The organism is Paenibacillus arenilitoris, assembly GCF_014705655.1.
In the GTDB taxonomy this organism is placed as follows: domain Bacteria; phylum Bacillota; class Bacilli; order Paenibacillales; family Paenibacillaceae; genus Pristimantibacillus; species Pristimantibacillus arenilitoris.
This window is the reverse complement of sequence record NZ_JACXIY010000015.1, coordinates 207,092-228,779: the sequence shown is the minus strand read 5'-3', so window position 1 is coordinate 228,779 and position 21,688 is coordinate 207,092. Positions and strand designations below refer to the sequence as shown.

Annotated in this window: 26 protein-coding genes; 1 reads left to right on the top strand and 25 read right to left on the bottom strand. The window is 56.3% G+C overall.

Going from position 1 to position 21,688, the window contains the following annotated elements:
* Window positions 1–33 precede the first annotated feature (33 nt).
* The 5 genes from bshB1 to IDH41_RS13925 form a co-directional block, all read right to left on the bottom strand.
* On the bottom strand, window positions 34–732 hold the full coding sequence (gene bshB1 / locus IDH41_RS13945; protein ID WP_190861983.1) for a bacillithiol biosynthesis deacetylase BshB1: 699 nt from the start codon (window positions 730–732) through the stop codon (window positions 34–36).
* Window positions 729–1,151: a methylglyoxal synthase gene (locus tag IDH41_RS13940; RefSeq protein ID WP_190861981.1), complete on the bottom strand. Its 423-nt coding sequence runs from the start codon at window positions 1,149–1,151 to the stop codon at window positions 729–731. The genes bshB1 and IDH41_RS13940 overlap by 4 nt, the downstream gene beginning before the upstream one ends.
* A gap of 30 nt (window positions 1,152–1,181) precedes the next feature.
* Window positions 1,182–1,988: a 4-hydroxy-tetrahydrodipicolinate reductase gene (dapB, locus tag IDH41_RS13935; protein ID WP_397327948.1), complete on the bottom strand. Its 807-nt coding sequence runs from the start codon at window positions 1,986–1,988 to the stop codon at window positions 1,182–1,184.
* A 5-nt stretch (window positions 1,989–1,993) separates the two neighbouring features.
* On the bottom strand, window positions 1,994–2,539 hold the full coding sequence (locus tag IDH41_RS13930; protein ID WP_190861978.1) for a tetratricopeptide repeat protein: 546 nt from the start codon (window positions 2,537–2,539) through the stop codon (window positions 1,994–1,996).
* A 66-nt stretch (window positions 2,540–2,605) separates the two neighbouring features.
* Window positions 2,606–2,929 (bottom strand): nucleotide pyrophosphohydrolase, encoded by a 324-nt coding sequence (locus IDH41_RS13925; RefSeq protein WP_190861976.1) that lies wholly within the window; start codon window positions 2,927–2,929, stop codon window positions 2,606–2,608.
* Between the two features lie 134 nt (window positions 2,930–3,063).
* On the opposite strand from IDH41_RS13925, the gene IDH41_RS13920 reads away from it, so the two are divergent.
* Window positions 3,064–3,927, top strand: coding sequence for a YitT family protein (locus tag IDH41_RS13920; RefSeq protein ID WP_190861974.1), 864 nt, complete (start codon window positions 3,064–3,066; stop codon window positions 3,925–3,927).
* 4 nt (window positions 3,928–3,931) lie between these two features.
* Here IDH41_RS13920 and IDH41_RS13915 read toward each other — a convergent pair whose 3' ends face one another.
* From IDH41_RS13915 to trpE, 20 genes are all read right to left on the bottom strand, one after another.
* Window positions 3,932–4,801 (bottom strand): sporulation protein YpjB, encoded by an 870-nt coding sequence (locus IDH41_RS13915; RefSeq protein WP_190861972.1) that lies wholly within the window; start codon window positions 4,799–4,801, stop codon window positions 3,932–3,934.
* Window positions 4,802–4,844: 43 nt separating this feature from the next.
* Window positions 4,845–5,474, bottom strand: a complete 630-nt coding sequence (locus tag IDH41_RS13910; protein ID WP_190861970.1) for a DUF1405 domain-containing protein — start codon at window positions 5,472–5,474, stop codon at window positions 4,845–4,847.
* Between the two features lie 81 nt (window positions 5,475–5,555).
* Window positions 5,556–6,425, bottom strand: a complete 870-nt coding sequence (locus tag IDH41_RS13905) for a menaquinol-cytochrome c reductase cytochrome b/c subunit (RefSeq protein ID WP_190861968.1) — start codon at window positions 6,423–6,425, stop codon at window positions 5,556–5,558.
* Between the two features lie 18 nt (window positions 6,426–6,443).
* On the bottom strand, window positions 6,444–7,115 hold the full coding sequence (qcrB, locus tag IDH41_RS13900) for a menaquinol-cytochrome c reductase cytochrome b subunit (protein WP_190861966.1): 672 nt from the start codon (window positions 7,113–7,115) through the stop codon (window positions 6,444–6,446).
* A gap of 16 nt (window positions 7,116–7,131) precedes the next feature.
* The gene (locus IDH41_RS13895; protein WP_190861964.1) at window positions 7,132–7,665 is read right to left on the bottom strand and encodes a ubiquinol-cytochrome c reductase iron-sulfur subunit; all 534 of its coding nucleotides are present in this window, start codon (window positions 7,663–7,665) and stop codon (window positions 7,132–7,134) included.
* A 218-nt stretch (window positions 7,666–7,883) separates the two neighbouring features.
* Window positions 7,884–8,324 carry a DUF2487 family protein gene (locus IDH41_RS13890; RefSeq protein WP_190861962.1) on the bottom strand — a complete coding sequence of 147 codons (441 nt, stop codon included), beginning with the start codon at window positions 8,322–8,324 and terminating at the stop codon, window positions 7,884–7,886.
* Window positions 8,325–8,547: 223 nt separating this feature from the next.
* Window positions 8,548–8,730, bottom strand: coding sequence for an IDEAL domain-containing protein (locus tag IDH41_RS13885; RefSeq protein WP_190861961.1), 183 nt, complete (start codon window positions 8,728–8,730; stop codon window positions 8,548–8,550).
* Window positions 8,731–8,752: 22 nt separating this feature from the next.
* Window positions 8,753–9,259 (bottom strand): gamma carbonic anhydrase family protein, encoded by a 507-nt coding sequence (locus IDH41_RS13880; protein ID WP_190861959.1) that lies wholly within the window; start codon window positions 9,257–9,259, stop codon window positions 8,753–8,755.
* A 102-nt stretch (window positions 9,260–9,361) separates the two neighbouring features.
* Window positions 9,362–10,357, bottom strand: coding sequence for a hypothetical protein (locus IDH41_RS13875; RefSeq protein WP_317890746.1), 996 nt, complete (start codon window positions 10,355–10,357; stop codon window positions 9,362–9,364).
* A gap of 286 nt (window positions 10,358–10,643) precedes the next feature.
* Window positions 10,644–11,255 carry a histidine phosphatase family protein gene (locus IDH41_RS13870; RefSeq protein ID WP_190861955.1) on the bottom strand — a complete coding sequence of 204 codons (612 nt, stop codon included), beginning with the start codon at window positions 11,253–11,255 and terminating at the stop codon, window positions 10,644–10,646.
* 65 nt (window positions 11,256–11,320) lie between these two features.
* Window positions 11,321–11,926 (bottom strand): anti-sigma factor family protein, encoded by a 606-nt coding sequence (locus IDH41_RS13865; protein ID WP_190861953.1) that lies wholly within the window; start codon window positions 11,924–11,926, stop codon window positions 11,321–11,323.
* Window positions 11,923–12,519: an RNA polymerase sigma factor gene (locus IDH41_RS13860; RefSeq protein WP_190861951.1), complete on the bottom strand. Its 597-nt coding sequence runs from the start codon at window positions 12,517–12,519 to the stop codon at window positions 11,923–11,925. The genes IDH41_RS13865 and IDH41_RS13860 overlap by 4 nt, the downstream gene beginning before the upstream one ends.
* A 414-nt stretch (window positions 12,520–12,933) precedes the next feature.
* Window positions 12,934–14,121 carry a prephenate dehydrogenase gene (locus IDH41_RS13855; RefSeq protein ID WP_190862085.1) on the bottom strand — a complete coding sequence of 396 codons (1,188 nt, stop codon included), beginning with the start codon at window positions 14,119–14,121 and terminating at the stop codon, window positions 12,934–12,936.
* Window positions 14,030–15,127: a histidinol-phosphate transaminase gene (gene hisC, locus IDH41_RS13850; RefSeq protein ID WP_190861949.1), complete on the bottom strand. Its 1,098-nt coding sequence runs from the start codon at window positions 15,125–15,127 to the stop codon at window positions 14,030–14,032. The genes IDH41_RS13855 and hisC overlap by 92 nt, the downstream gene beginning before the upstream one ends.
* Before the next feature lie 135 nt (window positions 15,128–15,262).
* A complete protein-coding gene (gene trpA / locus IDH41_RS13845; RefSeq protein ID WP_190861947.1) occupies window positions 15,263–16,069 on the bottom strand; it encodes a tryptophan synthase subunit alpha in 807 nt (268 codons plus the stop codon).
* Window positions 16,056–17,261, bottom strand: coding sequence for a tryptophan synthase subunit beta (trpB, locus tag IDH41_RS13840; RefSeq protein WP_190861945.1), 1,206 nt, complete (start codon window positions 17,259–17,261; stop codon window positions 16,056–16,058). Before trpB ends, trpA begins: the two co-directional genes overlap by 14 nt.
* On the bottom strand, window positions 17,258–17,935 hold the full coding sequence (locus IDH41_RS13835; RefSeq protein ID WP_190861943.1) for a phosphoribosylanthranilate isomerase: 678 nt from the start codon (window positions 17,933–17,935) through the stop codon (window positions 17,258–17,260). Before IDH41_RS13835 ends, trpB begins: the two co-directional genes overlap by 4 nt.
* Window positions 17,932–18,732 (bottom strand): indole-3-glycerol phosphate synthase TrpC, encoded by an 801-nt coding sequence (gene trpC / locus IDH41_RS13830; RefSeq protein ID WP_190861941.1) that lies wholly within the window; start codon window positions 18,730–18,732, stop codon window positions 17,932–17,934. The genes IDH41_RS13835 and trpC overlap by 4 nt, the downstream gene beginning before the upstream one ends.
* Window positions 18,719–19,774 (bottom strand): anthranilate phosphoribosyltransferase, encoded by a 1,056-nt coding sequence (gene trpD, locus IDH41_RS13825; protein WP_190861939.1) that lies wholly within the window; start codon window positions 19,772–19,774, stop codon window positions 18,719–18,721. Before trpD ends, trpC begins: the two co-directional genes overlap by 14 nt.
* Window positions 19,774–21,345, bottom strand: a complete 1,572-nt coding sequence (gene trpE / locus IDH41_RS13820; protein WP_190861937.1) for an anthranilate synthase component I — start codon at window positions 21,343–21,345, stop codon at window positions 19,774–19,776. Before trpE ends, trpD begins: the two co-directional genes overlap by 1 nt.
* Between the last annotated feature and the right edge of the window lie 343 nt (window positions 21,346–21,688).

The window sequence follows — 21,688 nt, the reverse complement described above, 5'->3', positions numbered from 1 at the left end:
ATCTTATTGTATCGACAAGAGCTGTACGATTTGTCAAAAAAATTGTACGGCATGCGGGCGCTTCAAGGCAAAGCCCTCTGCGTATGCCCAGCCCCGGGCTTGTCCGAGCTGCGAGTCGCGCGCTTCCACGCGTTCGATATATCGGTTCGTCAGAGGCGTCGCGACACGGTCCGCGCCAGCGGCGGCCGATTCGAACTGCGAACGGTACGCGAGCAGCGACTGGCGCTTCGCTTCATAGTGCTCGCTTATGTCGATGATAAGCGATATTTGGTCGGTATCGTTAATGTAATAGTAAATAAGCTGTTCAACCTGAACCGCGGGCAGCTCCGGCATGTAGCGCCGAAGCTTGGCGTTGAATACCGCTTCCTCGATCAAGCGGCTGCATGCGACGTGATCGGGATGGCGGTCCACCCAATAGGGCGCGAACACGACGCGCGGCTTGCATGCTCTGATCTCAGTGACGATCCGATCGATTTGGCTTCTCGAAGGCTCCAGTCCGCGGTCAGGCAAGGCAAGATTCGAACGTCTGCTCAGACCCAATACGCGCGCCGCGGCCGCCGCTTCTTCCTTCCGAAGCTCCACCGTGCCGTTCGACGACATTTCCGCTTCCGTCAGATCGCAAATGCCGACGCGGTAACCGGCCTTGACATGCTTCGCGATCGTGCCGCCCATCCCGATTTCCGCATCGTCCGCATGGGCGCCGAATACGAGAATATCAAGCGGCTGCATCATGATTCGAGACCCGGCTTATATTTGTGGACAAGCTCCCGCCACGCGAAATCGCCGCGTTCGAGAGCTTTCACGAGCAGCTCGGCGGTGGCCACGTTCGTCGCTACCGGAATGCCCTGCACGTCGCATAGCCGGAGCAGCGCAATAATATCCGGCTCGTGCGGCTGCGCCATAAGCGGATCGCGCAGGAAAATAATAAGATCCATCTCGTTCTCCGCGACCATGGCGCCGATCTGCTGGTCGCCGCCGAGCGGCCCCGACATGAACCGATGAATGGTTAAATTCGTTTGCTCCATGATGCGCGTGCCGGTCGTGCCGGTGGAGTACAGCTTATGCGGAACGAATACGTTCTCGTAAGCGATGACGAAATTGACGATTTCCTCTTTTTTGCGATCATGCGCGATAAATGCAATGTTTAACATGGCGTTCCCCTCTCCCGCTGCCGGATGAAACTAATCCATAATATGTTCGAAGCCGTAAATTAAACCGCTGTACGTCATAACCTTCTTGACCGCGACGTTGACGCCCGGCATGTAACCGGCCCGGTCGTACGAATCGTGGCGGATCTTCAGCGTTTGCCCGTGACCGCCGAATACGACTTCCTGCTGGGCGAATACGCCCGGAAGCCTGACGCTATGTATGCGGAAGCCGTTATAGTAACCGCCGCGGGCTCCTTCGATGACTTCTTCCTCGTTCGGATTGCCTTGGCGCAGCTCGCGGCGAACCTCCGCAATCAGCTCGGCCGTCTTGATCGACGTGCCCGACGGCGCATCCAGCTTCTGGTCGCCGTGGTACTCGATAATTTCCACGTGCGGCAAATATTTCGAGGCTTCCGCCGCGAACTTCATCATGAGAATGGCGCCGATCGAGAAGTTGGGCGCGATCAATCCGCCGATTTCCTTCCGTTTGCACAGCTCGTCCAGCTCCGCGATTTGTTCGGGCGTGAAGCCGGTCGTCCCCATGATCGGCCGAACCCCGTATTCGATCGCCGTTCTCGCGTTGCCGTAAGCCGCCTGGGGAACCGTAAAATCAACCAGCACGTCCGCTCCCGAGCCGTTCAGCGCCTCTTCCAGCGTCGCGCTCGCGATGACGCCGGTAGCCGGCTTGCCCGCGAATACGCCCGCGTCGACGGGACCGGCCGAAGGAGCGGCGGCTGCGACTAATTGAAGCGCGTCGTCCTCCAGCACCATTTTTACGACTTCGCGGCCCATTCGTCCGCTTGCGCCTGCTACGGCTACTTTTATCTGTTGAGTCGTCATGCTCATCACCTGTTCCTTTTCCTATTTCGCGCGTTGATCCGTACGCGAAGCAATCGCCGCTTGCGATTGACGTCGGCAAGCAGTCTGCGCGCGGCGGAATGCGCAGGGTCCAACCGCATTGCTTCCTTGGCGCTGGCCGCCGCTTCGTCCAATCGATTAAGCTCGGAGTAGACGACTCCCAGCTTGTAGAAGGCTTCGAAGCTTAGCGGATCCAGCGCCGCCGCCCGCTTCAGCAACTCGGCCGCCTCGGACAGTTTGGGCGGATCCGAGGCAAGCAGCAGGTCGGCATCGTTCCGAAACATGCCTGCCTCCACCGTCTGCAGATGATAGTGGTACTCGGGATGCTCCGGATCGAGCTTGACGGCCGCGTCCGCATGGAGCTTCGCTTTCGCCCATTTGCCGCTTCGCGCGCAGGATACTGCGCATTTATGATAATAAGACGCGTTATTCGGATCAGCTGCGATTGCTTGTTCAAACCAATAAATGGCTTGCTCGAAATCGCTGTTGAATATGAATTCGTATGCTTTCTTGATGCAGCTCTCTCCATCCATCCGCCCATCCTCCTTGTACACAGGTTGATGGTACAGCATATGTAGCGAGCTTGTTTACTGTTCGGTCTATTTCTTCGTCCACCGGTTGGCGTCCCGGGTAGCGAACTTATGCATCACTTTATTGTGCGCCTCCGTCAGGTCGATGTTCAAGGAATTGGCGAAGCAGGATAAAAGGAATAAAATGTCGCCAAGCTCCATCTCGACGGAATTTTCGGCTTCGTCCGCTTTTTTCGGCTTTTCGCCGTAGAAGTGGTTCACTTCCCTTGCCAGTTCTCCGACTTCTTCCGACATTCTGGCCATCAAGGCCAGCGGACTGAAATAACCTTCCTTGAATTGAGAGATGTAATCGTCCACTTCTCTTTGAATATCTGCTAACGATTTGTCCGGCATTCTCTACGTTCCTTTCCCGTCAATGGCTATCCATTCCCTATGTTAACGAAACGCATTGTTAAAATCAATGTTTTTCGAATCGCCGCCTTGTGCCATACTACAAAGGAATCCATCATCCAAAGGAGTCGTAACCCATGTCGAAAATCATAGAACAATCGCGCATCGTCTTCCCGATATTGATCGGAACGGCCATCTACGCGTTCGGACTTCATTATTTCGTCATCCCTAACCAGCTGATGGAAGGCGGCGCCACCGGCATAGCCGTTCTTCTTAATTACGCGGCCGGCTGGCCTCTTTCCATAACGACGCTGCTGCTTAACGTGCCATTGTTTCTGATTGGCTGGAAGGCGCTCGGGAGGGGCCAAATGATGTACACGCTGCTCGGCATCGTCTCGCTGTCCGCGTTTTTGGCGCTTATGGAGCGGTTGATCGAAACCGGACTGCTCGTTCCTTTTCGCAGCACGCAAGATTACATGCTTGCCGCGCTTTACGCCGGCGTGTCGCTCGGCACGGGCCTCGGCATCGTATTCCGTTTCGGAGGAACGACCGGAGGCGTCGATATCGTGGCCCGGATCGTCGCCCGTTCTAGGGGCATCAGCATGGGCCAGATCATTTTGACGCTGGATGCCGTCATTATCGGCGCTTCCTTGTTCTACATACCGATGTCGAAAGTGCTCTATACCCTCGTAACGGTATTCATCGCCTCGAAGCTGATCGATTTTATTCAGGACGGGGCCTATGCCGCAAAAGCGTTCTCCATCATTACCGACCATGGGGAGGAGATCTCGAAGCAAATCACGATCGATCTGGAACGCGGAGTTACCCTGATTCCGGCAAGAGGGGTATACTCGGGACAGCAAAAAGAGGTCGTATACTGCGTCGTCCAAAGGCAGGAAATCCGCCGTTTGAAAACGATCGTCCGCAGCATAGACCCCAGGGCGTTCATAATTATCAATGAAGTGCATGACGTTCTCGGCGAAGGCTTTAAGGAAGAATAGCCGACTAGGTGATCGGCTTGCTTCCATAAGGATTCGTCCTGTATTTCCGCCAGCCTGAATAAGTGAGCACCGCGGAGATGATTGCGCCGAGAAGCATCGCCCAGCCGATCGGATTCGCCGAAGCGGGCGGAGCGACCGCCGGCACGGCGATCGCAGCGCCGCTGTTCTCGTATAGCCTGACGATCGCATCCTTCAAAGCGTTCAGGGAATGATCGACCGGGCCGTCCTTGTCCGCCGGCGCGGCAGCCGACTTCAGCAGCCGATCCGTATATCGCAGCCTCTCCTTCAACTCAAGCATCCGATCGGATCCGTATAACATGGCGACAGCGGGCTCGACCCGCTCGGCATGCGACCGCAAGCTATCGAGCGCCGCCCGGGCGGCCTGTGCGGCATCCCCGGTCTGACGCTTCCACGCCTTCTCGGTTCGGGACAGATCGTCCAGCATGACGGTTTCGTATTGCAGCCACAGCGCATGCTCCGGATGAACGAGGGCATCGGCGGATAACCGGAGGCGGGAAGCCTCGGACAGCCAGCCCGCCCCGCTCCCTTTAATAAGCAGCTTCAGCTTGATCGCGTCCGCATCCTTGGCCATTGCGGTCCAACCGTCCCGATGCCCGGGCAATACGTCAGCCGCCACATCTAGAACGCGCTCCAGCTGCTGCACATATTGAAAACCGGCCTGACGATTACCCGTATAGGCCGCGTTATAAATCGAGTTGGCCAATTCATCCAGCTTGGACAGCTGTCCTTGCGGCTGCGGCAGGAAAACCGATGCGAACGGGTTCATGGAAGACGAGCCTCCCCAGACAGCGCTCGCCGATCCGATCGACATGACGATACAGATAACGAAAGGAACAATGATACGTACCTTCATGGACATCCCCCCCTTAGACCAATCTATGAAAGGATGTCCACCCTTATGCCTGCTTTCGGAAGCGCCATACGAGCCAAGCGGCGGCGAAGCTGAATATACTCAAGCCGTACGTAAACGAGCGAACGGCCGGCAAATCGTCGTCAAGCTCGTCCGCGAGGTAAGGGAAAATCCCGAAGGTGTAGTCGACCGTATCGTTTAAGAGCAGCCAGCCCGTTCCGACCAGCAATGCGGCGATTCCGGCCCGCATGAAGCGGTAGTACAGCAGCGCCTCGAACGCCATGCCGAGATGCGATGCCATCAGCATGTAATGCTGCCAGTGCAGCTCCGCCCCCTGCCACGCTCCCGCGACGATCATCGCGACGGCCCATATGCCGTATTTAACCGAGCAGACGACGCCGAGCGCTTCGATGACGCTGCGGCCGGCGGCCGCGACGCGGTTCGGATCTCTCGGCGGAAACAGCCAATATAGCAAGGTTAAAGTGAAGAATAAGCTTGCCGTCGGCGAGTCGGGCACGAATACGATCCGCCATAGCGGATGATGCTGCAGCGTATCGGCCAATTGTCCTTCGTACCAAATATAGCCGTATATCGTCCCCAATAAATTCACGATAAACAATAACCATAGAAATGACCGATTAAGCAAAAAATCGCGGCTCCAAAAGGCGGAGAGCATGGATCGGCACGTCCTCTCGGGTAGGGATTCAAAAAAAACCTGACCGCATGATACGATCAGGTTTTTTTATAGGTCGGCGGACTATTCGGCCGCCACTTTTTGTTTGGAAAGCCAAGTCGCGAGCTGGTCGATCTCTTCCGCGGAAAGCTGATCCTTGAATTGAGGCATTCCTCCGCGTCCATTTGTAATCACATCTACGAGTTGGTCCTTATCCAGACGGTCGCCTATGCCGGTCAATGCCGGTACCGAGCCTTGACCTTTCAGGTCGGCGGCATGGCAGCTTACGCAATTGGCTTGCTTCGCAATCTCCATGGCAGGGTCGTCAGCATCGACTAGCGAAGCCACTGGAGCCGGCTTCGTATAGTTCGGACGTTCCTCTCCGGCTTCGGCCGCTTCGCGAGCCTTCTCTTCACGTTCGTGATGCTCCGGAATTTGACCGTTGGCTTCCAGCGTATGCTGGTAGTGATCCCAAGAAACGATGGTCAAATAGATGCAGGCGATAAGCGAGAGAAACATAAGCGACGATGCGATCGGCCTGCGGTAAAAACGGCGTTCCTTGCCCGTATCCAGGAAAGGAGCGAGCATTAATGCGCCGAACATAACGCCGGGAACGCCCAGCGTTCCGAGCAGGATATAGTCTTGAGATACATACGGATATTTCAAAAATTGATACAGGAACAGGAAGTACCAGTCCGGCATCGGGATGAACGCGGCATTCGTCGGATCGGCGGGATACCCAAGCGGTGCGGGCTCCGCGATCGTCCAGACGAGGAAGCCGACCAATACGACACATCCGACCATCCATTCCTTAAGCAGGAAGTTCGGAATGAACGCTTCCGACTTGCCCGGGAACGAAGTGTAGTCAGGAGGGATGTTCGGATGGTTGCTTCTCTTCACGCGCGAATCGCCGACGTAGACAACCTTCTCGTTCGATTTATGACCGTGCGCCATAAGTAAGCCCTCCTTCGCTTAGAGTGGTCCGGAAATACCTTGTCTCCGAATCATGATAAAGTGCGCGGCGAGCATCGCGATCAATGCGCCAGGCAAGAAGAATACGTGGATCGCAAAGAAGCGGGTGAGCGTCTGCGCGCCTACGATATCGCCGCCGTACAGGAAGTCGGCGATGTATGGGCCAAGTACCGGAACGGATGCGGCAATTTCGACACCGACCTTCGTCGCGTAGTAGGCTTTGTTATCCCAAGGGAGCAGGTAGCCCGTGAAGCCGAGACCTAACATGATGAAGAAAATGAGCATTCCGACTACCCAGTTCATTTCGCGCGGCGCTTTGTAGGAACCGGTAAAGAACACTCGGAGGGTATGTAGGAACATCATAACGATAACAAGGCTCGCCCCGAAATGGTGCATGCCGCGGACGATTTGCCCGAATGCGACTTGGTGCTGCAAGTAGTCAACGCTCGCATAGGCGTTGATAATGTCCGGTACGTAGTACATCGTAAGGAACATGCCGGACAGAATTTGAATCACGGTAATGAAGAACGTCAAGCCGCCGAAGCAATAGACGAAGGCGGAGAAGTGGTGCGCCGGGTTGACGTGCTCGGGCACCTCGTGATCGGCGACGTCTCTCCAAAGCGGCGTAATGTCAAGACGTTCGTCAATCCAGTTGTATACACTTTTAAACATCTGCAATACGCCCTCCTTAACCTAATCGTGTATTCGGTCTTACCGGACCCACGTATACGAATCCGTCTTCAACCTTAACTTCGTATTCATCGAGCGGCTTCGGCGCAACGGCAAGGTTCTTCCCGTCTTTCGTGTAGCGGGCGTCGTGACAAGGACAGTCATACTCGTTCTTGCCCTTGGCGTTCCAGGCAATCGTGCAGCCAAGATGCTTACACACCGGCGAAAGCGCAAAAATATTGTTGTTCGCGTCCTTGGAAATCCACGCGGACAGCTCGGGATCGCTTTCGTACCAGCCGTCGACCTGATGAATCTTGAATTTGAATTCTTGCGGCTCGTCCGTAATTTTGCTTTCTTCCACAACTTTTACGAAATTGCTTCCGGTCTTCTTCACCAGCAGCGGATCCACTGCAAAACGAACCATTGGCAATACCGCGCCGCCCATCATAAATGCAGTCGTGCCGCCAAGCGTATATGACAAAAATTGACGCCGGGACATCTCTTTGCGCTGAACCGGTTTATGCGCGGAATCATGTTGTTCATGGTTACTCATCTTCTGTTCTAACCCCCTTTGCCAACCATATCTCGCGTCTTGCCGCACGGCAAAAACACATGACGAACTAGGACATAACTATAATAGCCTAGGTGCTTGGGAGCGTCAAGAATATGGCCATACATTTGAGTCGTTAACAAATTGTCGTTCAAAAATTTGTTATCATTTTGTCACATTTGACCTGCTCTGGCATTTGTTTTCCCCAAAATCGGCCCTTCTTATTCGGAGCCCGCCTCCGATTCGGCAGCTTGTCCGCTCCACAGCGCACGAACGGTTTCCGACACTTCGGTCGCCTTCGGAAGCTTCCCGTCTTCATCAGGCAGAAAACAGAGATCCGCGGAATGCTCTCGCAGCTCCAGCGCCTGGTTGGCCGAAGCGACGATGACGTACCGGAAGCCGGATTTCTTGGCCGCCTCGCACCAGCCGTTCAGCGCTTCCTGCCAATTTGCGCCGTTCGCATAATGCCAAGCCGGATACGTCACGATCCTTCCCTTGAACGGAATCTCGATCAAATCGAGCAAATCCCTTAAACGCTCCAGCCGCTGCGTCGCCTCATGGGGCTTCTCGCCGCCGGACAACCCCGTTACGGGCAGCAGGCAAGTATCCAAATAAGGAGCGAGTTCCTCCCATTGTTCGCTTGCAATTTCGCTAAACTTCATTTTCTCTTCTCACTCCCAAAGTATAGTCGCTTCGAAACCTCGCATCGGCTGCTCCGCTTTTTCTTGGCCGCCTATCGCGCTTATCCTATGGTAACGCCAATCCGCCATCTTGCCAATCTGCCCGAGCTCCCAAAAAAAAAGCTCCCTCCCCCTTCCGGACGCGCGGTCCGGCAAGGGCAAGGAAGCTTCCGCTTCTTATGCCGCGCGACTCTAGCAAAAGAAGCTATCTCTTTAATGCATTCAACTGTTTCGCAAGGCGGTAAAACGTATCCTCGTCTCCCGCGGCCAGCGCCTTGTCGATGTCGTCGTAAATTTGGTTCGTCCGGAACTTCAGCACCGCTTCGTCAAGCACGAATTCCGCGGCCAGACCGAGCATCGCTTCGTACGTTACTTTCATTTTATCCATAGGATACACCTCCAAACCGGCGTTAAGAGATCCTATATTCTATTCCTTTCGTCACGTAGCTCTCCATCGTTCTTTTCATGCGCTGTAGATCGTCTTCTGTCAGTTCTCTTACGACTTTGGCGGGTGAACCGATTGAAAGAGTATAGGGTGGTATTTTTTTATTCTCCGTAACAATCGAACCGGCTCCTATTAAAGCATATTCACCGATGTCTGCGCCGTTTAGTACGATTGCCCCCATTCCGATTAATGTGCCTCTGCCTATCTTGCAGCCGTGGACGATGGCGCCGTGTCCGACGGACACCTCGTCTTCCACGAGCAAAGGCTGATTCGTATTGACATGGCCGATCGTTCCGTCTTGGATATTGCAGCTTCGGCCGATCCGGATCGGGGCCAGATCGCCGCGCAGCACGGCGTTGAACCAAATTGTGCTCTGTTCCGCGACGGTCACGTCCCCTATGATTTTGACGCCTTCCGCTATGTATACGTCCTCGTTGATGGTAGGCACAATGCCTTTGTATGGCAGCAGCATTCGGACCAAGCACCTCTTTCTTCAAAATATAAAGCCGGCTAAGCGTCCTTCCTGCTTATACTCTACCTTATATTTTGCCGCCTACCAAGCGGATGCCGCAAGCTATGGCCGCAGAAGCGGCTTGAGCTCGTCAAGTCCAACCCCCGTAACGATCGCCTTGCCCGCCTTCGTCATCTTGACGACGGCGCCGTGCGACGGATGCTCGCCTACCCGAAGCATGCCGAGATGAACCATCATCGCCATAATCCTTTGCTCCAGTATCGTATTCGCGTCGTCGTAATAAAAAGGTTTGATGAACGGCACCAGCACTTGGCGCATCGATTCGACGGTTACCCACTCTTCCGCCAGCGCGTTAACCCAGTGAACGAGGGCCAGCAGATTGGCGACCGGACCTTTGTATGCCTTGAGCCAGAATCGGTACAGCAGCTCCGGTTCGTTCGGCGGCTTTGAAACGAGCCGCTCCTCGCCCGCCGGCGTTAAACGCAGCGCCGGCTGAATCTCGCTAATGTATTGGCTCGCGAAGCAATAATCGTAGATGAACGAGAACCGGTTCGGGTAGTGGTTGAAATGCCGGCCGTAGCCGAACCGCCATTCCCCCTTCGACGGAAACTCTTCCCTCACGCCGAATCTGTCCAATATTTGCTGGGAGAACCTTTTGTACATCGAGCCGTCGCCCGTAAGCTGTATTTCGTTATGGTACGCGTAATGGAGAAATTGGGTAATGTCGTCATGGATAAGCAGCTGTTCGTCCCGATAGACCGGCGGTTCGTCGGTCACTTTCAAATCGGCCGCAAACCTTCTGGCCAGCGTGTCCCTAAATCGCTTCTTTAAATCGTTAGGCACCTGAAACAAATAGCGGTTCGGCCCGCTGAACCCGTTGAACAGCCAGCCGTGATGCTTGAACTTGGCGATCATCTCTCTCGGGCTGAGCGGCTTTTCGGCTTCTGCGGCGGCTTTTTTGCTCCGCTTCGCCTTTTTGGGAGGTTCCGCAACGGGCGCCGGCTTGACGGCGACGTCGCCGAACCGGCTTTGCTGCACGCGGGCGATCAAATCTTCCAGGCTGAAGGCGTTCCTTGATTCGAATAGCAAAGAATTCAAAAAACGGAGGTCTTCGAGCTTCATGCTGCTAATTTGCGCTTCGAACACTTCTTTTCGACTTACGGTAGAGAGAATAGACTGAATCAAATCGTTTTTGGAGTTTCCATTGCACTCGCATCGGTAAACATCTGCTATTCTGCTAAGCTGCTGTATGTCCGCGTATCCTAGCATATCCGATAAATTCATAGCTCTCTCCTTTCATAAGCTTTCGTTAGTACCATTATGGGAAGATGAACTATGATTTATAACCGGATCGGGAACGGCCGTAAAAAAAAAGACCCTCTCCTTATAATAGGAGAGAGCCTTCGCGCCTTCCGGCTAAGCCGTCCAAATGCTTGACGCAATTGTACACTCTTGCGCGCCATTCTTGCCCGTGGCGTTCCAAGACGGAATAGGAAAGATTATGAAGATGTTCGTCGGTCAGCCCCGGACATAGCTCCGCGAGCAACCCGACCAAGAAGCTGCCGTGCGTCACGACGAGAAGATTGCGTTCCGGATACCCGTTGACCCATTCCGCGAGCGCGTCTAGCCCGCGGGCTTTCATCTCGGCGGACGACTCGACGCCGGGCGCCGCGCTGCGCCAATCCGCGCCCCATCGCTCATGCCTCTCGTTTTCTTTCGTGCCTTCGGCATCGCCGAAATAGCGTTCTCTCAGCCGCGCGTCGCCATCCAGCAGCGGAATGCCGAGGCCTTCCGCAATAATCCCGGCCGTCCGGTAAGCCCGCGACAGATCGCTGGATGCGACCGCATCCCATATCCGTTCCTCGCCTTTAAGCCGCTCGGCAAGCGCATGCGCTTGCCGGATGCCTTCCTCGTTAAGCGGAATGTCCGTTTGACCTTGAATCTTGCCTTCCGCGTTCCAATCCGTCCTGCCGTGTCTAACGAATCCGATGATCACCTTGCGATCCACTCCTTCTCTTTATATGGCAAAAAGCTCCCGAAGGAGCTTCCCGAACCAATTCGTCAGCTTCGAGTGCGCGACAGCCAGTTTAAAATAAGCAGCGTCATGACGAGCCCAAGCAGCGATAATGCGACGTAATATTGAGGAAAAGCGGGAACGACCTTCAGAACGAAGGGGTCGCTGATGCTCGCGACCGGAACTTCGGAGAATACGCCCGCCGTGACGACCAGTCCGTCTCCGTCTACGTTCGCCGTATCCATGAGTCCCGACAGTTCGGCGATTTCGGCCGTGGAAGCACCGCCGGGATGATCGAAGACGAACATGAAGAACGCGCATGCGAACATTGCCATGCACGCGGCAAGAACGATCGAGAAGTTGCGCCGAAACGACTTGGAGAACTGATAGCTCTTATGCGGAACCGGCATAAGCCAGGACTGCTCGGCATAAATCCGCTCCATCACTTTCCGGTTGACGTGCTCCGTCGGTCCGATCGAATCCTCTTCGACGGATAACACGCGAATCATCTCCTCGCTCTCTTCCCAAATCCGGAACTGCTCGGCGCATTCCCTGCATCCGAGCAGATGGAGTTCGATCGCGATCCGATCCGCGTCATGCTCCGCCAAATCCCAATATTCGCCGAATTTTTGTTGCGCATCGTTGCAGTTCATCTTGTATTCATCCCCTCGAATTCTTCCAATAGCGGCGTATGTCCGAAATAGGGCTCCAGCTGCGACTTCACGCTTGCCCTGGCCCGGAATAGCAGCGATTTTACGGAACTGACCGTCTGTCCCAATATATTCGCGATTTCTTGGTAGTCCAGCTGGTCGTATTCCCGAAGAATAAGCGCCGAGCGTTGCTTCTCGGGCAAGTTATTGATAGCCTCGCGGACCATCGCCATTCTTTCGCTTCGAAGCACGTGCTGCTCGGGAACGGCGTCTAAAGCCGCGACCGGCTCGAAGCCCGACTCGTCGAGCGACACATGCGCGGATTTCTGCTTTCTCAGTTCACTTAGCACCGTGTTGCGGGCAATCGTATACAGCCACGTCGAAAAAGAAGCATCCAGCTCGCGAAACGAATGAAGGCTGCGGTATGCTTTATAAAACGTTTCCGAGCACAAATCTTCGGCCAGCAGCTCCAGCTTCGCGCTCTTCAGCATATGAAAGATGAAAGCCAATATTTTTCGTTGATAGCGCCGCATAAGCTCGGAGTACAGCTCGACATTGCCATCCTTTATCTCGCGTATTAGTTGGGAATCAGTCATGACAGGCGAACCTCCTCCACCTGCTAATTATTCCCGGGCCCCATGTAGCATTGTACCGGTCCGGAAACGAAAAGTTGCGGTCATTATCATAAAAAATTCAAAAAATACGGGTATACATATAATTCGTGTCCCAAAGTCAAAATCCTTCTTCATTCGACAATGGCTGGAATACAATTTTTTTACAGATCAGGAAGCACCCATCCTTCGATGTATATGAATAAAAGCGCAAAAAAAAACCACTCCGAAGAGTGGCAGCCCTCATGATGAGCGCTATAGGATTTGGATAGGAGTGGAGAGAAACCATACTGTACCTTTATTATATGTATACGCTTCCAAGTTGTCAATAAGCGTTTTCATTTTTATCTCGATAAATTTGAAAACGCATTGTTGCTTTTTTTGTGAAAGTGCCTCCGGTTACATGTGCACGTCGTACCCGCTATTGCCGAGCAGCAGCATCGCTTGATCCAAAGCTTCCTGCGAACGGAACGACAGCCGCAAAATGCCGGGCACGTCCTCCCTGCTCTCGATGATCTGCAGGTTGCTCAGATTGATTCGGTTATTGCCAAGCTCGCTCGTTATTTTGCCGACAATGCCGGGATGGTCCGGTATGTCCACGTAGCAATCGTATGCGGACAGAATCATCCCTTTGCGCCGCTCCGGCATGCGGCTGCGGAATGCGCCCGCCGACTCGAACGCTTCCTTAATGGCGTTGCCGTCCGCCCGCTCGAGCATATCGGCGAACTTGGCCGTCTCCGCGCTCCAATCGCGAAGAAGGCCGAGGAGCACCGTCCGGTTATTGATCAGAATGTCGCGCCATATGGTCGGATCGCCCGACGCGATGCGGGTAATGTCGCGGAACCCCCCAGCTGCCAGCGATTCGTATAGGCCATTCTTTTCATTGTAGCCGCGCACCTGATTGACGAGCGACACCGCGATCATATGCGGCAAATGGCTGATCGCCCCTACAATCTCGTCGTGGGATTCGGCGTCGACCATGACGATATTCGCTCTCGTCCAAGCGAGCAGCGCCTTCAGCCGGTCGACGGCTTCGGTCGGCGTCGATTCGTCCGGCGTCAGCACGTAATAGGCGTTCTCCAGCAGATGGTACGATGCCGCCTCCACGCCGGAGCGCTCCGAGCCGGCCATCGGATGGCCGCCGATAAAGATGGCTTCCCCCAGGTCCAGCGTGCGGGCGCATGCCGTGATGGTCGCCTTCGTGCTGCCGACGTCCGTAATGATGCAGCCCGGCTTCAGCTTGTATTCGCTTAGCTCGCGCAGATTTTCCTCCAAATTGCCGACCGGCACGCACAAAAAAATGAAGTCCGCCTGCTCGGCGGCTTCCCGTTTGGACGTCGTCGCGTAATCGACGACGCCTCTCTGCATATATTTTTCCACGGAAGAGGACCGGTTCGAATGTCCGACCACCGTCATATCCGGTTTTCCTTTTAAGCTTAGGGCGATGGAGCCGCCGATCAGCCCTACCCCGAAAATCGCTACAGTAGTCATAAAATTATCCTTGCACCGTCTCTTCCTGCAATACTTGCTCCAATGCCGAGATAAACTTCTCGTTCTGCTCGCGGGTGCCGACCGAAATTCGGATATGATTCGGATAATACGTCCACCGGGCGCGCGAAATAATGCCTCTGCGAAGCAGGGCGTCGAATACTTCCGGCGACGGGCGCTGCACGTCGACCATGACGAAATTCCCGTATGCAGGGAAATAGGACAGACCCATCCGGTCGAACTGCTCGCACAGATATACGATTCCTTGTTTATTTTGCTCGCGGCAGTAGGCAATGAACGCGTCGTCGCCGATGGACGCCTTGGCCGCCGCTTGCGCGGCTCTCGTCGTATTGAACGGCTCGCGCACCTGGTTCGTGAAGCGGATGACGTCGGGATGGCCGATGCCGTAGCCGATACGAAGCGACGCGAGGCCGTAAATTTTCGAGAACGTCCGAAGGACGATCAGATTGCGGTGATCTTGCAGCAGCTGCACGCCGTCCGGATATTCGGAATCGTCGATGTACTCGCCGTACGCTTCGTCAAGAACGACGAGCACGTTGCCCGGCACCTGCTTAAGAAATTCGCCAAGCTCCCGGCGCGAGACGATCGTCCCGGTCGGATTGTTCGGATTGCAGATCCAAATGATCTTCGTGCGGCCGTTCACCTTGGCCAGCATGGCCGGCAGATCGTGCTTGCCGTCCCGCAATGGAACTTCGATAACGCGCGCGTTCTCGACTTCCGCGTTATGCTTGTACTGGGCGAACGTTTCGTCCGCCATGATCGTCTCGTCGCCGGGCACGAGAAACGCCCTGGCAATCATCAAAATAATTTCGCTGGAGCCGGTTCCGAAAATAACCTGGTCCGTGCCGACGCCAAGTTTGTCGGCCAGCGCTGCGGTCAACTCGACGCTCGCGCCGTCGGGATAAATATTTAAATTGCCAAGCTCCTCCATGATCGCCGTTTTCGCTTGTTCGGAGTATCCGAACGGGTTCTCATTCGATGCCAGCTTAATGACTTCGGTCAGTCCCAGCTCCCGCTTAACATCTTCAACCGGCTTTCCGGGCTGATAGACGGGAAGGTGGACGATATTGCTTTTGGGCTGCATGAGCCGTTCACCTCTTTTTTATTATCTGGTCATATTGCCTGTCAACCATTGTCTCATATCTGGTATCGGTTTTAAAGTATTTTTGAACAGAAAGAAGCCGCGCGCATAAATGCGGCGGCTCCCCTTGTTCGATTGTCAGCCTCTCAGCTTCGCGACGAAATCGCCGATCAGCTTCAGCCCTTCCTCGCGCTTGCCCGCGTCCTTCAGGAGCGGAATCGCTTCTTCGATGGTGCGCACGATCGCGCTTCCAACGACGACGCCGTCGCACTGCTTGGAGAATCGCTCGACCTGCTCTCGGCTCGAGATGCCGAATCCGACGGCGATCGGCAGATCGGTCGCTCCCCGCACCGTCGCCAGAAACTCGTCGATGCCCGTGTGGAAATCGGCCCGCACGCCGGTTACGCCAAGCGAGGATACGCAGTACACGAAGCCTCTGGCCTTGCCCGAAATCCGGACGACGCGGTCCTTCGACGTAGGCGCGACGAGCGGAATTAGATGAACGCCGGATGCTTCGGCCAATTGGCGGACGTCCTCGTCCTCTTCGATCGGCAAGTCCGGAATAATGAGGCCGCTAATGCCTTTGCTCCTTACCAGCTCGAAGAAGGCGTCAAGGCCGTATTGGTAAACCGGGTTATAATACGTAAACAAAATAAACGGGATTTTGACGCCTTCCCCGCGCGCCTGCTCCGCGACTTGAATGCAATCCCCGATCGTGATGCTGTTCGTCAAGGCTCGCTCGGAGGCGCGCTGGATGACGGGTCCGTCCGCGAGCGGATCGGAATAAGGAACGCCAAGCTCGATCATGTCGGCTCCCGCCTGCTCCAGCCTTTTGATGATTTCAACCGACGTTTTCAAATCCGGATCGCCCATCGTCAGGAAAGGAATAAGCGCGGTTCGGCCTTCCTCCTTCAGTCGCGCGAATGCCGTATCAATGAGATTCATGCTTGTCGCCTCCCAAATAATTCATAATCGCTTCCACGTCCTTGTCCCCGCGGCCGGACAGGCTGACGACGACGACCTGGTCTTTGCCGAGCGTAGGCGCGAGCTTCATCGTTTGGGCGATCGCATGGGCGGACTCGAGCGCGGGAATGATGCCTTCGGTGCGCGAGAGCAGCTGAAGCGCCTCGAGCGCCTCCGCGTCGGTAATCGGCACGTATTCCGCGCGGCCGGAATCCTTCAAATAAGCATGCTCCGGCCCGATGCCCGGATAATCGAGCCCTGCCGAAATCGAATGCGCCGGCTGAACCTGTCCGTGATCGTCCTGCAGGACGTAGCTCATGGAGCCCTGGAAGACGCCGTGGCGCCCCTTCGTCATCGTCGCCGCGTGCAGAGTCGTATCGACGCCGCGGCCCGCCGCTTCGACGCCGAGCAGCTTGACCCCTTCATCGGCAACGAAAGGATGGAAAATGCCCATCGCGTTGCTGCCGCCGCCTACCGCCGCGACGACGTAATCGGGCAGCTTGCCTTCTTCTTCCAAAATTTGCTTGCGCGCCTCGTCCCCGATGATCCGCTGGAAATCGCGCACCATCATCGGATAAGGATGCGGTCCGGTAACCGAACCCAAAATATAATACGTATCGTCCACGTGGCTTACCCAGTAACGAAGCGTCTCGTTGCAGGCATCCTTCAGCGTGCGGGTGCCCGACACGACCGGAACGACTTCGGAGCCTAGCAGCTGCATGCGGAACACGTTAAGCTGCTGCCGCTTCATAACCTCCTCGCCCATGAACACCTTGCATTCGAGACCGAGCAGCGCGGCGATCGTCGCCGAGGCGACGCCGTGCTGGCCCGCGCCCGTTTCCGCGATGATCTTCGTTTTGCCCATCCGCTTCGCCAGCACGCCTTGACCGATCGTGTTGTTGATTTTGTGGGCCCCGGTATGGTTCAAATCCTCGCGCTTTAAGTACACTTTCGCTCCGCCGAGATGCTTGCTTAGCCTTTCGGCGTAATAGAGGGACGTTGGCCGTCCTGAATATTTATGCAACAGATAGCGAACCTCGTCTTGGAACGCCGGATCCTTCGAATAGTGGAGGTACGCTTCCTCCAGCTCCAGCAGCGCGTTCATCAGCGTCTCCGGCACGTAGCGTCCGCCGAACTTGCCGAAGCGGCCGTTCTGATCAGGTATTTGCGTCATGCTTCCATCACCCTTCTTACGAATAATCGGATTTTATCGATATCTTTCCGTCCGTCCGTCTCCACGCCGCTCGAGACGTCGATGCCGCCCGGCGAATGGGAGCGAAGCAGCTCCTTCACGTTTCCTTCATGCAGCCCTCCGGCCACGTATAACGGGATGCCGAACTCTCCGGCCGCCTCTTTGTAAGCCTCGATCGCCGCCCAGTTGAACGTATGGCCCGTGCCGCCGCCCGGAGCGTCGATAAGAACGGCGTCGACCGCTCCTTCGTACGGGGCAAGACGCCGCTTGGCATCGGCTCCCGTCGGCGAATCGTCGGCATTTTTTATTGAAAATACTTTCCAAACGTCGACCCGAAGCCGCTCGCGCGCTTCGCGGCACAGCGCGGGGCTCTCGTCGCCATGAAGCTGGACGACGTCGAGCGGCGCCTCCGCAAGGACAGCCTTCAAGCCGTCGAAGCTTTCGTTCACGAACACCCCGACCGTTCGGGGACGGATACCGCCCGCCGCCTTCAGGCGGTGCGCGGCTTCGATGAGGCCGGCAGCCGTCGGCTTATCGACCTGCCGCTTGCTTGGCGCGAAGACGAAGCCGATTTCATGGACGGGCAGCCCGTCCATCGCCGCGATCGTTTCGGCATCCCTAAGGCCGCAAATTTTGATGCGCGGGCTTGACGTCATCGCGCCGTCACCGCGCCCATCAAATCGTTGACCGCCGCACCGACGTCTTCACGGCGCATGAAATGCTCCCCGACCAGCACGCCATGCGCCCCGGCCGACTGCAGGTAATCCATATCCGCCCTGCCGGCAATGCCGCTCTCGCTGATGACCGTCACGTCCTTCGGCATGAGGCCGATGAGCGCTTCCGTCGTTTTGAGATCGGTCACGAACGTTTTTAAATCGCGGTTATTGATGCCGATGAGCTTCGCTTTATCCAGCGCGAGCACATCCTCCAGCTCTTCCCGGTTGTGCACTTCGACGAGCGCGTCCATGCCGAGCGCCTTCGCCAGATCATGGAATTCGCCCAGCTGCGCCGGCGTAAGGATCGCCGCGATCAGCAGAATCGCGTCGGCCCCGATCAAGCGCGCCTCGTAAATTTGGCGGGCATCGATCGTGAAGTCCTTCCTGAGCAGCGGCACGCCTACCGTATCGCGCACGTCGCCGAGAAAGGCGTTGTCTCCTTGAAAATAATCGCGGTCCGTCAAGACGGAGATGCAATCCGCGCCTGCCGCTTCATATGCCGCCGCGAGCCGCGCCGGGTCGAAATCGGCCCGGATCAGCCCTTTGGACGGGGAAGCCTTCTTCACCTCGGCGATGAGCCCCATGCTCCTTTTCCGGCCTTGCGCCGACAAAGCCCGCTCAAAGCCCCGGCACGGGCCTAACTGCGCGATACGCTTCTCCGCGTCCGCGATTTGTAACTGTCCGGTGAGCGCTTCAACCTCCGCTCGTTTCGTTGCAACGATTTTATCCAGAAACATGGGCCAACTCTCCTGTCATTTGAATAAGGCTTGCCAGCTTGCGCTCGGCCTTGCCCGAATCGATCACTTCCGCGGCGATCGCCACGCCCTCGCGCAGCGAGGAAGCCGCTCCGCCTACGTAAATGCATGCGCCGGCGTTCGCGAGCACGATATCCCGATACGCACCGCGCTGCTCGCCTGCGAATATGGCTCGGATCAGCGCCGCGTTGACGGCCGGCTCCCCGCCCATCACTTCGGAGATCGGGTATTTGGCAAGCCCGAGCTCCTCCGGGGTAAGGTCGTACGTCGTTACTTCGCCGTCCAGAAGCTCGGAAATTTGCGTCGGCGCCGATATGCTGATTTCGTCCAGGCCGTCATGGCTGCTGACGACCATCGCCCGTTTCAGCCCCAGCTCGCCGAGAACCTCGGCCACGGTCGCCGTTCGCGAGCGATCGTACAAGCCAAGAAGCTGCCGGTCCGCTCCCGCCGGGTTCGTGAGCGGGCCGAGCATGTTGAAGATCGTTCTTACGCCAAGCTCCCGTCTCGGCACCGCCGCATGCCGAAGCGACGGATGGTACAGCTGGGCGAACATGAAGCATATGCCGATCGCGTCCAGGCATTGCGCCGCCTGCTCGGGCGTAATCGCGATCTGAACGCCGAGCGCCTCAAGCACGTCGGCGCTGCCCGCCTTGCCGGACATGGCCCGGTTGCCGTGCTTGGCTACCCGGATGCCCGCTGCGGCGGCAATGATCGAAGAAGCCGTCGAAATATTGAATTTATGAATGCCGGAGCCGCCCGTTCCGCACGTGTCGAGCAGCCCTTCCTGCTCCGTGTTGACGCGGCTCGAGTGGGCGCGCATCGCTTCGGCGAAGCCCGTGATCTCGTCCTTCGTCTCGCCCTTCATTCGGAGCGCGGTAGCGACGCCCGCGATCTGCGAAGGAGTCGCCTCTCCGCTCATGATGACGTTCATGACCGCCTTCGCCTGCTCCCTCGTCAAATCGGAACCGCCGACCAATCGTCCGAGCGCCTGCTGCATCGTTATGTTGTTGCTGATTGTCTGCATTATCGACCGAGCCCCTCTCCCGCATTGACATAATAGTCCATATTGATCGTATTGCCTCGATCCGTCGGTTCCTTCGTCCCCGCGAAGATCGCTTCCGCCGCCCGGATCGCTTTCAGCATGCCTTTCGCTTTGTTGACCGTCTCCATATATTCGTTCTCCGGCACCGAATCCCACACGATACCCGCTCCGGACTGCACGTAGGCTTTGCCGTGCTTGAAAATAATCGTCCGAATCGTAATGCACGTGTCCATGGTACCGCCGAAGCCAAGATAGCCGATCGCGCCCGCGTACGCGCCCCGAGCCTCGTTCTCGAGCTCCGCGATAATTTCCATCGCCCTCAGCTTCGGCGCGCCCGATACCGTTCCCGCCGGCAAGCAGGAGATGAAGGCATCGAAGAAATCTTTGTCCTTATGCAATTTGCCCGAGACGTTCGAGACGATGTGCATGACATGCGAATAGCGCTCGATGTCCATGAACGAATCGCATTTCACCGTGCCGAACTCCGATACCCGGCCGATGTCGTTGCGGCCAAGATCGACGAGCATCAAGTGCTCCGCCCGTTCCTTCTCGTCCGCCAGCAGCTCGAGCTCGAGCGCCTTGTCTTCCTCCGGCGTGCGGCCCCGGGGCCGCGTGCCCGCGATCGGCCGCGTCTCCACGCGGTCGCCGTTTACTTTGACGAGCGCCTCGGGCGACGTGCCGACGATGACCTCCTCGCCCATCTTCAAATAGTACATGTAAGGCGACGGATTCATCGTTCGCAGGACGCGGTACACGTGAAGCGGATCGATGTCGGTATCGATGCTGAACCGCTGCGACAGAACCACCTGAAAAATGTCCCCGGCGCGGATATACTGCTTAGCCTGCTCGATGTTCGCGATGAACTGCTCCTTCGTCACGTTCGACTGGATATCGCCGAGGTCGTGGTCGGCGTCGTCGGCTTTCCCGGACGTGACCGGGATCGTTACGGGCTGCTGCAGCCGTTCGATCGTCGCTTCGATCTTGGCCTCCGCCGCTTCGTAAGCCCGAGCGATTTCGCTGTCCGTCGCTCCCTGCCCGATATGGACGTTGCCGACGACCTGCAGCCGCTGCTTAAAGTGATCGAAAACGATGATCTGGTCGCAGAACATAAACTGAATGTCGTTCATGCCGAGGTCGTCCACGCGGTGCGCCGGAAGCTTCTCGTAATACTGCAGCAGATCGTAGCCGAAAAATCCGATCGCCCCGCCCGTGAACGGAGGAAGATCGGGCAGCGACGGGCTGCGGAACGAGCGCAGACGCGCCTTCAGAAGCTCGATCGGTTTGTCGCTCAGCAGCGTTTTTTGGCCGTCCTGCTCCAGTACGATCTCGCCGTTCTTGCCGTAAATCATCATGAACGGATCCGTGCCGATGAACGAATAGCGCGCCCACTTCGCTCCGCCTTCGACGCTTTCCAGCAGGAAGGCGTGCTTCTCCTTCGCGAAGTGCTGAAATAATCGAATCGGCGTTTCCGTATCGGCCATCATATTGCGCACGATTGGAATTAAATTGTACTGGCTGGCAAGTCGCGTTACATGCTGCAGCTCGTTTGACATCCCGATCAACCTCCAAGTGAATGAAATCCTCCTAGCCATTGGCACAAAAAAAGCTCCTGCCTGAGCAGGAGCGTTGGTTTTAGATGATTACGGAAATGGGTAAGCGGAAATAAACGCAGCGGCGCGTACGGCTTTATGGCGCTTTTGCCCCTTTGTTCCAACGAACAACGGAGCTCAGCCTTAGGCACTGCTACGGCAGCTACTTTCCCTTCTAGCAACCTCATCTCAACTCGACTCATCTAAACTAAACTGTTCTCTGCTACTCTCGCTTACGCTTTTCAATATACTACACCGGCCGGCCATGCGTCAACTAGCAAGCATGCTTCTCTCGAACCGTGCCCGC

Excerpts from the sequence above, each read along its gene's own strand:
- IDH41_RS13925 (WP_190861976.1), bottom strand. The coding sequence starts at position 2,929 with ATGCCGGACAAATCGTTAGCAGATATTCAAAGAGAAGTGGACGATTAC.
- dapB (WP_397327948.1), bottom strand. The coding sequence starts at position 1,988 with ATGACGACTCAACAGATAAAAGTAGCCGTAGCAGGCGCAAGCGGACGA.
- trpB (WP_190861945.1), bottom strand. The coding sequence starts at position 17,261 with ATGACGCAAATACCTGATCAGAACGGCCGCTTCGGCAAGTTCGGCGGA.
- trpA (WP_190861947.1), bottom strand. The coding sequence starts at position 16,069 with ATGAATCTCATTGATACGGCATTCGCGCGACTGAAGGAGGAAGGCCGA.
- IDH41_RS13890 (WP_190861962.1), bottom strand. The coding sequence starts at position 8,324 with ATGAAGTTTAGCGAAATTGCAAGCGAACAATGGGAGGAACTCGCTCCT.
- IDH41_RS13860 (WP_190861951.1), bottom strand. The coding sequence starts at position 12,519 with ATGACTGATTCCCAACTAATACGCGAGATAAAGGATGGCAATGTCGAG.
- IDH41_RS13880 (WP_190861959.1), bottom strand. The coding sequence starts at position 9,259 with ATGCTGCTGCCATACAAAGGCATTGTGCCTACCATCAACGAGGACGTA.
- IDH41_RS13930 (WP_190861978.1), bottom strand. The coding sequence starts at position 2,539 with ATGGATGGAGAGAGCTGCATCAAGAAAGCATACGAATTCATATTCAAC.
- trpC (WP_190861941.1), bottom strand. The coding sequence starts at position 18,732 with ATGTTTCTGGATAAAATCGTTGCAACGAAACGAGCGGAGGTTGAAGCG.
- IDH41_RS13835 (WP_190861943.1), bottom strand. The coding sequence starts at position 17,935 with ATGACGTCAAGCCCGCGCATCAAAATTTGCGGCCTTAGGGATGCCGAA.
- IDH41_RS13920 (WP_190861974.1), top strand. The coding sequence starts at position 3,064 with ATGTCGAAAATCATAGAACAATCGCGCATCGTCTTCCCGATATTGATC.
- trpE (WP_190861937.1), bottom strand. The coding sequence starts at position 21,345 with ATGTCAAACGAGCTGCAGCATGTAACGCGACTTGCCAGCCAGTACAAT.
- IDH41_RS13895 (WP_190861964.1), bottom strand. The coding sequence starts at position 7,665 with ATGAGTAACCATGAACAACATGATTCCGCGCATAAACCGGTTCAGCGC.
- IDH41_RS13940 (WP_190861981.1), bottom strand. The coding sequence starts at position 1,151 with ATGTTAAACATTGCATTTATCGCGCATGATCGCAAAAAAGAGGAAATC.
- IDH41_RS13905 (WP_190861968.1), bottom strand. The coding sequence starts at position 6,425 with ATGGCGCACGGTCATAAATCGAACGAGAAGGTTGTCTACGTCGGCGAT.
- trpD (WP_190861939.1), bottom strand. The coding sequence starts at position 19,774 with ATGCAGACAATCAGCAACAACATAACGATGCAGCAGGCGCTCGGACGA.
- IDH41_RS13915 (WP_190861972.1), bottom strand. The coding sequence starts at position 4,801 with ATGAAGGTACGTATCATTGTTCCTTTCGTTATCTGTATCGTCATGTCG.
- bshB1 (WP_190861983.1), bottom strand. The coding sequence starts at position 732 with ATGATGCAGCCGCTTGATATTCTCGTATTCGGCGCCCATGCGGACGAT.
- IDH41_RS13885 (WP_190861961.1), bottom strand. The coding sequence starts at position 8,730 with ATGGATAAAATGAAAGTAACGTACGAAGCGATGCTCGGTCTGGCCGCG.
- hisC (WP_190861949.1), bottom strand. The coding sequence starts at position 15,127 with ATGCAGCCCAAAAGCAATATCGTCCACCTTCCCGTCTATCAGCCCGGA.
- IDH41_RS13910 (WP_190861970.1), bottom strand. The coding sequence starts at position 5,474 with ATGCTCTCCGCCTTTTGGAGCCGCGATTTTTTGCTTAATCGGTCATTT.
- qcrB (WP_190861966.1), bottom strand. The coding sequence starts at position 7,115 with ATGTTTAAAAGTGTATACAACTGGATTGACGAACGTCTTGACATTACG.
- IDH41_RS13865 (WP_190861953.1), bottom strand. The coding sequence starts at position 11,926 with ATGAACTGCAACGATGCGCAACAAAAATTCGGCGAATATTGGGATTTG.